The 12,238-nt window shown below is 61.8% G+C and carries 11 protein-coding genes; 9 read left to right on the top strand and 2 right to left on the bottom strand.

What is annotated here, in order from left to right:
• Window positions 1-139: 139 nt before the first annotated feature.
• Genes EC919_RS16940 through hydA form a run of 7 tightly spaced genes read left to right on the top strand, consistent with a single transcriptional unit; the run spans window position 140 to window position 6,936 of the window.
• Window positions 140-916: a transporter substrate-binding domain-containing protein gene (locus EC919_RS16940; protein WP_133775580.1), complete on the top strand. Its 777-nt coding sequence runs from the start codon at window positions 140-142 to the stop codon at window positions 914-916.
• Window positions 917-968: 52 nt separating this feature from the next.
• Window positions 969-1,646, top strand: a complete 678-nt coding sequence (locus EC919_RS16935; protein WP_065991207.1) for an amino acid ABC transporter permease — start codon at window positions 969-971, stop codon at window positions 1,644-1,646.
• Entirely contained in the window at window positions 1,643-2,377 is a 735-nt protein-coding gene (locus EC919_RS16930; RefSeq protein ID WP_133775579.1) for an amino acid ABC transporter ATP-binding protein, read from the top strand. The genes EC919_RS16935 and EC919_RS16930 overlap by 4 nt, the downstream gene beginning before the upstream one ends.
• 21 nt (window positions 2,378-2,398) lie before the next feature.
• A complete protein-coding gene (locus EC919_RS16925; RefSeq protein ID WP_133775578.1) occupies window positions 2,399-3,646 on the top strand; it encodes a cysteine desulfurase-like protein in 1,248 nt (415 codons plus the stop codon).
• An 18-nt stretch (window positions 3,647-3,664) separates the two neighbouring features.
• Entirely contained in the window at window positions 3,665-4,537 is an 873-nt protein-coding gene (locus tag EC919_RS16920; protein WP_133775577.1) for a MurR/RpiR family transcriptional regulator, read from the top strand.
• Between the two features lie 52 nt (window positions 4,538-4,589).
• The gene (locus EC919_RS16915; protein ID WP_133775576.1) at window positions 4,590-5,486 is read left to right on the top strand and encodes an allantoinase PuuE; all 897 of its coding nucleotides are present in this window, start codon (window positions 4,590-4,592) and stop codon (window positions 5,484-5,486) included.
• Between the two features lie 13 nt (window positions 5,487-5,499).
• On the top strand, window positions 5,500-6,936 hold the full coding sequence (gene hydA / locus EC919_RS16910; RefSeq protein ID WP_133775575.1) for a dihydropyrimidinase: 1,437 nt from the start codon (window positions 5,500-5,502) through the stop codon (window positions 6,934-6,936).
• A 178-nt stretch (window positions 6,937-7,114) separates the two neighbouring features.
• Here the strand turns inward: hydA and EC919_RS16905 are convergent, their stop codons facing one another.
• Together EC919_RS16905 and EC919_RS16900 are read right to left on the bottom strand one after the other, a co-directional pair.
• Window positions 7,115-7,834: a 16S rRNA (uracil(1498)-N(3))-methyltransferase gene (locus tag EC919_RS16905; RefSeq protein ID WP_133775574.1), complete on the bottom strand. Its 720-nt coding sequence runs from the start codon at window positions 7,832-7,834 to the stop codon at window positions 7,115-7,117.
• A 172-nt stretch (window positions 7,835-8,006) separates the two neighbouring features.
• Entirely contained in the window at window positions 8,007-9,413 is a 1,407-nt protein-coding gene (locus tag EC919_RS16900; RefSeq protein ID WP_133775573.1) for an adenosylmethionine--8-amino-7-oxononanoate transaminase, read from the bottom strand.
• A 235-nt stretch (window positions 9,414-9,648) separates the two neighbouring features.
• On the opposite strand from EC919_RS16900, the gene EC919_RS16895 reads away from it, so the two are divergent.
• Entirely contained in the window at window positions 9,649-11,454 is a 1,806-nt protein-coding gene (locus EC919_RS16895) for a flavin monoamine oxidase family protein (protein WP_133775572.1), read from the top strand.
• 205 nt (window positions 11,455-11,659) lie between these two features.
• Complete coding sequence (locus EC919_RS16890; RefSeq protein WP_074893498.1) at window positions 11,660-12,211, top strand: cytochrome b; 552 nt, start codon at window positions 11,660-11,662, stop codon at window positions 12,209-12,211.
• Window positions 12,212-12,238 lie beyond the last annotated feature (27 nt).

Genomic DNA, 12,238 nt, shown 5'->3' with positions numbered 1-12,238 from the left:
TCGCACCCGATTGAAGCATTTAATTCATTTATTTTATTTGTTGAATTATTTGATTCGTCATCCTAGTCTGATCCTCGAAACGCCCCCTCTTGTGGTAAGGCGGCCTTCTTGAACTGACTGATCAATCGGGGAGCAAGACATGAATGTGAAAGTACTCTTGAGCATGGCCGTGGCGACCGCCTTTTCCGCATCCACCTGGGCCGCTGACTGGACCGTCGGCGCCAACGTGGGCAACGTGCCGTGGGAGTTTCAGGACGCCAAAGGCGAGATCGTCGGCTTCGAGGTCGACGTGGTGAAAGAAGTCGCCAAGCGCGCCGGCAAGACCGTGGAATTCGTCAACGTCCCCTTCAACGGCCTGTTCAGCGCCGTGCAGTCCAAGCGCGCTGACATCGCCATCTCCTCGATCACCATCACGCCCAAACGCCTTGAATCGGTCGGCTTCGCCCAGCCGTATTACGACAGCGACCAATCCCTGTCCGTGCTCGCCAAATCCGGCATCAACGGCCTGAAAGACATGGACGGCAAGGTGGTCGGCGTCGACACCGGCTCCACCGGCGACATGTGGGTCAATGCCCATCAGGCCGAATATAAATTCAAGGAAGTCTCACGCTACGAAGGGCTGTCGCCTGCGATGCTCGATCTCGCGTCCGGCCGTATGGACGGCTACATCAGCGATATCCCGGCGGTCCTGTACTACATCAAGGACAAGCCGCAGTACAAAGTCGTCGCGAAAATTCCCACCGGTGAGAAGTACTCGTTGATGCACGCCAAGGGCTGGGCATCGGCCGGCCAGGTCAACGACATCATCAGCACGATGAAGAAAGAAGGCGTGATTGCCGAGCTGCACAAGAAGTGGTTCGGTGCCGACGCTGATCCGGAGTCCAGCACCGTCAAAGTAGTCGACGTACTCAAGTAATCCCTGACCGCTCACGCTCGCGCCCGTTACTGCTCGCCACCAAGGAATCGCAATGGAGTTGTTAGAAACGTTCTTCAACTGGAGCGTGTTCGTCGATGCGCTGCCACTGATGCTCCGCGGCCTGGGCGTGACGGTTATGCTTGGCGTGGTCAGCATCATTCTCGGCCTGGTGGGCGGGCTGGTGCTGGCGATGCTGCGGTTGTACGGGTACGCGCCGGTGCGGTTTCTGGCGCGGGTGTACATCGACGTGCTGCGCTCGATTCCATTGCTGGTGCTGTTGGTGCTGATCTATTACGCGCTGCCGTTCGTGGGCATTCGCCTGTCGTCGTTCGCGGCGGCCACTGCGGCGCTGTCGCTGGTGTCCTGCGCGTACTCGGCGGAGATTTTCCGCTCCGGCATCGAAGCCATTCCCCGCGGGCAATTCGAAGCCTCTGCGTCCCAGGGCATGAGCTTTTTCAACACCATGCGCGACATCATCCTGCCCCAGGCCATGCGCATCGTCATGCCACCGATGACCAGCAACTGCATCAACGTCATGAAAGACACCGCGCTGGCGTCGGTCGTGGCGATGCCCGATTTGCTCAAGCAAGCCACTCAGGCGCAGGCGCTGTCAGCCAACCCGACACCGTTGGTGGGCGCGGCAGTCATGTACCTGTTGCTGCTTCTGCCGCTGGTACAGCTGGTGAGCTGGATCGAGCGACGTAACGGCGCAGGGAGGAAAAGCGCATGAGCACCGTCATCGAAATGGAAGGCGTGGCCAAATTCTACGGGCCATTCCAGGCCCTGACCGACATCAACCTGACCGTCGATCAAGGCGAAGTGGTGGTCATTCTCGGGCCGTCGGGCTCCGGGAAATCAACGCTGATCCGCTGCATCAATCTGCTGGAGGAATATCAGCAGGGCGACATCCGCGTCGGCAGCCAACGCGTTGAAACGGGCCCGAAACTGGCCGGCATTCGTTGTGAAGTCGGCATGGTCTTTCAGAATTTCAATCTGTACCCGCACCTCACCGTACTTGCCAATGTGGCGCTGGCGCCGGTCCGGGTGCGCGGCATGTCTCGCCGTGACGCCAACGAACGCGCAAGCCTGCTGCTGGAGAAAGTCGGCATGGGCGCCCACGCGGCGAAATACCCCAGCCAGTTGTCCGGCGGCCAGCAGCAGCGCGTAGCCATTGCCCGGACCATGGCGATGGAGCCGCGGGTGATTCTGTTTGACGAGCCCACATCGGCACTCGACCCGGAGATGGTCGGCGAAGTGCTGGACGTCATGCAGAACCTCGCACGCTCCGGCGTGACCATGGTCGTGGTGACCCATGAGATGGGCTTTGCGCGCAAGGTCGCCGACCGGGTGATCTTCATGGAAAACGGCCGAATCATCGAACAGAACAACCCGCACGATTTCTTCACGGCCCCGCAAGAGCCGAGAACCCGTGCGTTTTTGCAGGCCATCCTGCATCACTGATCAGACGCTGGAGCTCATCCCTTGAATGCCTTGGACATCGATTACGTACGCAGCCAGTTTCCCGCGCTCAAAAGCGGCTACGCCTACCTGGACAACGCCGGCGGCTCGGCCGTGCTCAAACCGGTCGCCGAGCGCATCACCGATTACTTGCTCAACAGCGCCGTGCAACTGGGCGCGTCCTACAGCGAGTCGGTGGATGCAGGCGCGCGGGTGATGCAGGCGCGGGAATCGGTCGCGCAACTGATCAACGCGCGCTTCCCGGAAGAGTGCGTGATGGGCGGCTCGACCACCCATTTGCTGCAAATCCTCTGCCGCGCCATCGCGCCGTCGATCAATCCCGGCGACGAAATCATCGTCACCAACTGCGACCACGAAGCCAACATCGGGCCGTGGGTGCGGCTGTGCGAAGACCGCGGCGCGACGTTGCGCGTCTGGGCCGTCAACGCGCAGAGCATGGACCTGGAACTGGCTGATCTGGATGCGCTGCTCAGCGACAAGACCCGCTACGTGGCCATGACCCACGCGTCGAACATCCTCGGCAGCGTCAACCCGGTCGCCGAAGTGGCGCGCCGGGTGCACGCGGTGGGCGGCAAGGTGTGCGTCGATGCCGTGGCCTACGCGCCCCATCGGCTGGTCGATGTGCAGGCCAGCGGCGCCGATTATTACGTGTTCAGTTTCTACAAGACCTTCGGCCCGCACTTCGCCGTGATGTGGGGCAAGCGGGAGGCCTTGCTGGAGCTGCCGAGCCTGAACCACTTTTTCATCGGTCAGGAAGTCATTCCCTACAAGCTGCAGCCTGGCAACTTGAACTACGAACTGTCCTACGGTTGCATCGGTATCAGCGATTACCTGATCGACATGGGGCAGCGCCTCGGTGCCAACGGCAGCGAACGCCAGTTGATGCAGGCTGCGTTCGATGCCTTTGAAGTGCAGGAAGACCTGCTGGCCGAAACGCTGCTGGCGTTTCTGCGGGAGACGCCGGGCGTACGAATCATCGGAAAATCCCGTGTGACTGACGGTGATCGCGTGCCGACCATCAGTTTTGTGGTGGAGGGTATTCACTCGGAAGCCATCGTGCGCCGCGTGGACAATCACCGCATGGGCATCCGTTTTGGTGACTTCTATGCGCGCCGCCTGATCGAACAGTTGGGCCTGACCCCTTACGGCGGCGTGGTCCGTGTGTCGATCGCGCACTACAACAGCGTCGATGAGTTGAATCGTCTGGTGGAGCATCTGGCCCAGGCGATCACAGAACTGCGTCCATCCTGACTTCTATCGAGCCTTTTTATGCCTGTACCCCAAACCCTGGCCGAGCTGCGTGCCGCCATCGTCGAACATCAGGAACGCCTGACCGCGCGGCAGCGTGATGCCGCGCATTACCTGAACGAGCACCCCCACGACGTGGCGCTGAACACGGTCGCGGCGCTGGCGAAGATCTCCGGCATCCCGTCGTCTGCGTTCATTCGACTGGCCCAGGCGCTGGGCTTCGGCGGCTTCAGCGATCTGCAGCGCTTGTTCAAGCAACCGTTGCAGCAGGCCGGACAGGGCAGTTTCAAAGAACGCATTCGGCACTATCGCGGCGAGCAATTGCTCGATGATCCCACCGACGTGGGCGCCATGCTTTCGGCGTTCAGCCGCGCGAATATCGTTTCGCTGGAGCACCTGGCCGAAGGCGAGCAAGTCGAGGCCATCGAACGCGCCATCGAGCTGTTGGAGCAGGCGCGCACCACCTTCGTGGTCGGCATGCGGCGCTCTTTTCCTATGGCGTCCTACCTGAGTTACGCGCTTAGCCGCGTAGGACGTCGTGCGGTACACATCAGCGGTCTGGGCGGAAGCCTGAGGGAACAAGTCGGCGCACTGCACGGCGATGACGTGCTGGTGGCGGTGAGTTTTCCGCCCTACGCGCAGGAAACCATCGACGCCTGTGAGCAAGCCGTCGCGGCTGGGACGCCCATCGTGGCGATCACTGACAGCATTCTCAGCCCCATCGGACAAACCGCGTCGGTGATGATCGAGGTCAACGACGCCGAACTGCTGGGCTTTCGCTCGTTGACCGCTGCGTTCTGCATTGCGCAGACCCTGGCCATGGGCCTGGCGTTTCGCACCGGGCAGAACCTCGATGGTCCTGACTACGATGCACTGAAAACCATCGACTGCTGAGCCCCGGCTTGGCGGTCTGACGACTGTTCGAACGTTGCAGGAGTAGGCATCTATGGCATCACCCATTCGAGATCTGGTCGGCTACGGCCGGCAGCGTCCCCAAGGCACCTGGCCTAACGGCGCGCGTCTGGCCGTCAACTTTGTCATCAATTACGAAGAAGGCTCCGAGCGTTCCCTGGCCATGGGCGATCCCGACCAGGAGAGCATGACCGAGTGGGGCAGCTATCAGTTTCCCGACGGTGTGCGAAATCTGGCGATGGAATCGATGTACGAATACGGCGCCCGCGTCGGCATCTGGCGGATCCTCGACATCCTGCAACAGGCCAACGTCCCGGCGACCTTTCATGCCTGCGCAGTGGCCTTCGAGCAGAACCCGGATGTCGCTAAGGCAGCGGTCGAGCTGGGCCATGAAATCTGCAGCCACGGTTATCGTTGGGAGGAAGTGTTCCGCCTGACCGAGGCCGAGGAGCGCGAGCACATTCGCCTGGCGATCGAGTCGTTCGAGCGCACCTGCGGAAAGCGTCCAGTGGGCTGGTATTGCCGCTACGGCGCCAGCGTCCATACGCGACGGCTGGTGGCGGAAGAGGGCGGGTTTCTCTACGACTCAGATGCCTACAACGACGACGTGCCGTATTTCGTCGACGTCGAGGGCAAGCAGCATCTGGTGGTGCCGTACACCAGCGACGTCAACGACTTCCGCTACTGGAACTCCCCGGGCCTTTCGCAAGCGTCCGATTTCCTCGAGTACATGAAGGAAAGCTTCGATGTGCTGTACGAAGAGTCCGCCGAAGGCCTGCGAATGATGTCCATCGGGCTGCACCCGCGCATGGTCGGGCGTCCTGGGCGGGTCCGCGCGATCAGGCACTTCATCGAGTACGCCCAGGCCCGCGAAGGCGTCTGGTTCACCACCCGCGAAGAGATCGCCAAGGCCTGGCTGACCCGCGCCTGAGGGAGTGAACGACATGCAGGCTTTTGATCTGATCATCCGCAACGCCAATGTGGTGACGGCGGCGGACGGCTTCCTGTGCGACATCGGCGTGCGCGACGGCCGAATTGTCGCGCTGGGGCTTGGTCTGCAAGGTGCCGCGCAGGAAGTCGATGCGCGGGGGCGAACCGTGACGCCCGGCGGGATCGACAGCCATGTGCACCTGGATCAGCCGACCGGCGACGGTTCGGTCATGGCCGATGACTTCGAAAGCGGCACCCGCTCGGCGGCGTGTGGCGGGACGACAACGGTGATTCCCTTTGCCTGCCAGCAGAAGGGCCAGACCCTGCGGGCGGCGGTGGAGGATTACCACCGCCGCGCGGACGGTCGGGCGCTGATCGATTACGCGTTTCACCTCATCGTCACCGACCCCACCGAAGACGTGCTGCGCCGCGAGCTGCCCGAGCTGATTGCCGAGGGCTACACCTCTTTCAAGATCTACATGACCTACGACGCCCTGAAGCTCAACGACCGCGAGATCCTGGAAACCCTGTCGGTGGCCCGGGCAGATGGCGCAATGGTGATGCTCCACGCCGAAAACAGCGACTGCATCGCTTGGTTGACCGAGCGCCTGCTCGCCGCCGGCCACAGCGCGCCGCGTTATCACGCCACGTCCCGGCCGATGCTGGTCGAGCGCGAGGCCACGCACCGGGCCATTGCGCTGGCCGAGCTGGTGGATGTGCCGATTCTCATCGTCCATGTGTCGGGGCGCGAGGCCATCGAGCAGATCCGCTGGGCGCAGAGCCACGGCTTGAAGGTCTACGGTGAAACCTGCCCGCAGTATCTGTTTCTGACCGCGGATTCGCTGGGCTGCGATGACAGCTTCGAAGGCGCCAAATGCATCTGCAGCCCGCCGCCCAGAGACGCCGGCAATCAGCAGGTGGTCTGGGACGGCCTGCAGAATGGCTCGTTTGAAGTGTTCTCATCGGATCACGCGCCGTTTCGCTACGGCGGCCCGGACGGCAAACGTGCCCACGGCGAAACGGCGCCGTTTTCCGAAGTGGCCAATGGCATTCCGGGCGTCGAGACGCGCATGGCGCTGCTCTGGTCGGAAGGCGTGCGCAAGGGGCGAATCACGCCGCAGGCCTTTGTCGCGCTGACCGCCACCAATGCGGCGCGGCTGTACGGTTTGTATCCGCGCAAGGGCAGCATCGCGATTGGGTCGGACGCGGACCTGGTGATCTGGGATGAAGATCTGAACATCGAGCTGACCAACGAAATGCTGCACCACAACGTCGATTACACCCCGTACGAGGGGATGCGTTTGACGGCATGGCCGGCGATCACCTTCGCCAGAGGGGAACGGGTGTGGGATGGCGGCCCGTTGGGTGAACCGGGGCGTGGAGAGTTTTTGCCTTGCGCCCGGCCAGAACCCGCCAAGGCACGGCGACGGGCGTCGGAATTGCCGGAGTGATTTCCCAGTGCGCGTCAATAACACAGACTTGATTGGGCTCCCCGTGGATTACGGGCGAGACAAAAACCGTAGGAGCCGGCTTGCTGGCGAACCCGGCAGGTGGGCGGATCATTTATTGGATGACACCCCGCATTCGCCAGCAAGCCGGCTCCTACAGTGTGATCTGCGCTTTCCCGTACTAAAAATCCCCCCACAACTGTTGCGCGATGCTCAGCGCCACCACTGGCGCGGTTTCGGTGCGCAGCACGCGGGGGCCGAGGCGGGCGGCGTGGAAACCGGCGTCCTGCGCCTGAGCCACTTCGGCGTCATTCAACCCGCCTTCAGGACCGATCAGAAACGCCAGACTGCCGGGCTTTTCATGACTGGTCAGCGGCGCCGCGACCGGGTGCAGCACCAGCTTCAGGTCCGCTTCGGTCTGCTTGAGCCACTCGGCCAGGGTCACCGGCCCATGGATCACCGGCACCACCGATCGCCCGCACTGTTCGCACGCGCTGATCGCGATCTGCTGCCAGTGCGCCTGACGCTTTTCTGCTCGCTCGTCTTTCAAGCGCACTTCGCAGCGCTCGCTGATGATCGGGGTAATCTGCGTCACGCCCAGCTCGGTGGCTTTCTGGATCGCCCAGTCCATCCGTTCGCCCCTTGAGAGGCCCTGGCCGAGATGGATGTGCAGCGGAGACCCCGGCTGGCCGGCGAAGCTTTCGGTCACCTGCACCCGCAGATGCTTTTTGCCGACTTCCGCCAGCGTGGCGCGGAACTCGTTGCCCGAACCATCGAACAGCTGCACCGCGTCGCCTTCGGACATGCGCAACACGCGGCTGATGTAGTGGGCCTGGGCCTCTGGCAGTTCGTGCTCACCGAGGCTCAGGGTGGCATCGACGAAAAAGCGGGACAGTCTCATGGTTGTTTCTCTTTGAAGAGGTATCGCGAACGCACTTTGTAGGAGCCGGCTTGCTGGCGAACGCGTTGGGTCATGTTCATTTGTGTTGAATGACACACCGCATTCGCCAGCAAGCCGGCTCCCACAGTGCGATCGCCATCATCGGGCGGAAGTCACGGCAGCCCGTACAGGGCTACCCCGGATCACGAAAATCCGGATGGAAGTTCTCTCTCACCGCCACACTCACGCTGCTGCGCGTCGCGATGTCGATTCCTTCGGTCGCCACCTCGGCCAGAAAGTCGATCTGCTCTGGCGTGATCACGTAAGGCGGCAGGAAGTACACCACGCTGCCCAGCGGACGCAGCAATGCACCTCGGGTCAGCGCGTGCTCGAACACCTTCAGCCCGCGCCGTTCCTGCCACGGATACGGCGTTTTAGTGGCCTTGTCCTGCACCATCTCGATAGCGATCGCCATCCCGGTCTGCCGAACTTCAGCGACGTTCGGGTGATCGACCAGATGGGCCGTCGCGGTCTTCATGCGCTGGGCCAGCGCCTTGTTGTTTTCGATAACATTGTCTTGCTCGAAAATATCCAGCGTCGCCAACGCCGCCGCGCACGCCAGCGGGTTGCCGGTGTAACTGTGGGAGTGCAGAAAGGCGCGCAGGGTCGGGTAGTCGTCGTAAAAGGCGTCGTACACATCGTCGGTGGTGATGCACGCCGCCAACGGCAGATAGCCGCCGGTCAGCGCCTTGGACAGGCACAGGAAATCCGGACGGATGCCGGCTTGCTCGCAGGCAAACATGGTCCCGGTCCGACCGAAGCCCACGGCGATTTCGTCATGAATCAGGTGCACGCCATACCGGTCGCAGGCCTCGCGCAGCAGCTTGAGGTAGATCGGGTCGTACATGCGCATGCCGCCCGCGCCTTGAATCAGCGGCTCGATGATCACCGCCGCGACGCTGTCGTGATGCTCGGCCAGGGTCTGCTCCATTACCGCGAACATCGTGCGGGTATGATCCTCCCAGCTCACGCCTTCAGGCCGGTGGTAGCAGTCCGGGCTCGGCACCTTGATGGTGTCCATCAGCAGCGCTTTGTAGGTTTCGGTGAACAGCGGCACGTCGCCGACCGCCATCGCCGCCATGGTCTCGCCGTGGTAGCTGTTGGTCAGGGTCACGAAGCGTTTCTTGTCCGGCTTGCCGCGATTGAGCCAGTAATGAAAGCTCATCTTCAGCGCGACTTCGATGCAGGACGAACCGTTGTCGGCGTAGAAGCAGCGCGTCAGGCCTTCGGGCGTCATCGCCACCAGACGCTCGGACAGCTCGATGACCGGCTGATGGCTGAAACCCGCCAGGATCACGTGCTCCAGCTGATCGACCTGATCCTTGATGCGTTGATTGATGCGCGGGTTGGCGTGGCCGAATACGTTGACCCACCACGAGCTGACCGCGTCGAGGTAGCGCTTGCCTTCGAAGTCCTCCAGCCAGACCCCTTCACCGCGCTTGATCGGAATCAGCGGCAATTTTTCGTGGTCTTTCATCTGGGTGCAGGGGTGCCAAAGGACCTTCAGGTCCCGCTGCATCCACTGGTCGTTAAGGCCCATTACTCTTCTCCACATAGCGGCTCGCATGGCGCGAGGGCAAACAATCGCGCAAGCCTATGCAATGCATGCCAGCGGGACAACCTTTAGCGCGTTCTTTCAATCGCCGCGAACGCGGTTTTCAAGCCTGACGGACATTGCTGGCGGGCGTTTCGCGGCTCGCGTATCCTTCGCGCTCTTCGAAAAATCGGACAACAAAATCCGACAATTCCCCCCGTTTTTCTCCGGAGTTCGCTGAATGCTTTCTGGTTGGCTGCGCGCCTGTGCGCTGGTGATGGTTGGGCTGGTCAGCGCTTCAGCGCTTGCCGTGGATAAACCGCATACGGTGATTGTCGTCGGCGGCGGTCTGGCGGGACTCACGACGGCCTACGAGCTGCAGAGCAAAGGCTGGCAAGTGACCTTGCTGGAAGCCAAACCCACCGTCGGCGGCCGCTCCGGTCTGGCCGGCAGCGAGTGGATCGGCAACGCCAAGGCCCAGCCGGTGCTGAATCAATACCTCGATCGCTTCAAGATCAAAGCGGTGCCCGCGCCGGAATTCGTGCGGACCCCGGGCTACCTGATCGAAGGCGAGTACTTCACTGGCGCCGACCTGGCGACTAAACAACCGGCGACCGCCGAAGCCATCAAGCGCTACGAAGCGGCGGTTGATGATCTGGCCCGCTCGATCACCGACCCGGACAACCCGGCTGCCAACAGCACGCTGTTTGCCCTGGACCAGATCACGGTTGCCAACTGGCTAGACCGTCTGAGCCTGCCACCGACTGCGCGCCAACTGATCAATCAGGAGATTCGTACGCGCTACGACGAGCCTTCGCGTCTGTCGCTGCTGTACCTCGCGCAGCAAACGCGGGTTAACCGTAACGTTGACGACCGCGACCGTCGCGCCGCTCGCCTGCCGGGTGGCAGCGCCGTGTTGGCCGAGGAATTCGTCAAACAGCTGAAAGTCATCAAGACCAATTCGCCGGTGTCGGCCATCAATCAGGACAAGGACGGCGTGACCGTCAAGGTCGGTTCGCTGGGCTACGAAGCCGAATATGTCGTGTTGGCCGTGCCGTTGCGCGCGCTGAGCAAGATTCAGATGACCCCGGCCCTGGACGCCCAGCGTCTGGGCGCGATCAAGAGCACCAACTACGGCTGGCACGACCAGATCATGCTCAAGTTCAAGACCCCGGTCTGGGACAGCAAGGCGCGCATGTCTGGCGAGATTTACAGCAACACTGGCCTGGGCATGTTGTGGGTCGAGCCTGCGTTGAAGGGCGGCGCCAACGTCGTGATCAACCTCTCGGGCGACAACGCCCGCATCATGCAAGCGTTCGGCGACAAGCAACTGGTGGATCAAGTGCTGATCCGCATGCAGGCGTTCTATCCACAGGCGCGCGGCGCGTTCACCGGTTATGAACTGCGTCGCTCCAGCATCGACCCGTCCAGCGGCGGCGCCTACCTGGCGTTCGGCCCGGGCCAGATCAGCAAATACTGGCGCTTGTGGGAACGACCGCTGCAGCGCGTAGCGTTTGCCGGCGAACACACCGACACCTTGTACCCGGGCACCCTGGAGGGCGCATTGCGTTCCGGCCAGCGCGCGGCGATCCAGGTGCAGGGTCTGTCTGAAGGCAAATCGTACGAACCGGTCAAAGCGCCGCCACCGAAGGCCCCTGAACCGGCCAAAGAAAGCAGCGGCGGCATTGGCGGTTTCTTCTCGAACATGTTCGGCGGTTCCAAGCCTGAACCGAAACCGGCCGAGAAAGCGCCAGCTCCAGCTCCGGCCCCGGCTCCAGTGCCTGCACCGGTAACGCCGCCGCCAGCACCGGCGGTCGAGCCGGCCAAGCCTGCGGTCGTGGAGCCTGCGAAAAAGGCACCGGCCAAGAAAGAACCGGCGAAAAAGGAGCCCGTCAAAAAGGCACCGGTTAAACCGGCAACCACCCACAAAGCCCCTGCCAAGACCGACGCTGCGAAAAAAGCGCCGGCCAAGGCTAAGGATGACAAGGGGGCACCGGCTACTCCGGCCGCGACTCCGGCAGCCCCCGCGACCGACAGTAAAAACTGATCGGTAACGGCTGAAAACGAAGGCGCGGCTTGATACCGCGCCTTTTTTTCGTCTGGATGAACCGTAACGCTGGCTTAATCTCATCCGGACGAAAATATGTCAGGAGATTTCAATCGGATTTCCTGATTCCTCAGAGCAACATTTTGCGCTTTCTTTCGATAGATAAACCGCTAGTCTCTCCCTCGGCCCTTACAGGATATTCAGCATGCAGCTACGCAACTCTTCTTCTCGCTATGGCTGGGTCAGCATCGTTTTGCATTGGGGTGTCGCGCTGACGGTGTTTGGCATGTTTGCGCTAGGGTTGTGGATGGTAGGCCTGGGCTATTACGACACGTGGCGCAAGGCCGGCCCGGACCTGCACAAGAGCATCGGCATCACGCTGTTCCTGTTCATGCTGATCCGGGTGATCTGGCGCTTCGTCAGTCCGCCGCCACCAGCGCCTGCCACGCACAGCCGGTTTGTGAAAACGGCTGCGAAACTGGGGCACGCGTTTCTGTACCTGGACCTGTTTTTGGTGATGTTCGCCGGCTACCTGATTTCCACCGCAGACGGTGTCGGGATTCCGGTGTTTGGATTGTTCGAAGTGCCTGCACTGATCAGCGGACTGCCAGACCAGGCAGACGTGGCGGGCACCGTGCACTTGTACCTGGCCTGGACCCTGGTGATATTCGCAGGACTCCACGGGCTGGCCGCTTTGAAGCATCACTTCGTTGATCGTGATGCCACGCTTGTACGTATGCTTGGCCGCAAGGCCTGATACTCAATTCAACTGGAAAGGAAGATG

The organism is Pseudomonas graminis (assembly GCF_004364335.1).
In the GTDB taxonomy this organism is placed as follows: domain Bacteria; phylum Pseudomonadota; class Gammaproteobacteria; order Pseudomonadales; family Pseudomonadaceae; genus Aquipseudomonas; species Aquipseudomonas graminis_D.
This window is presented reverse-complemented; position numbering and strand designations above follow the sequence as displayed.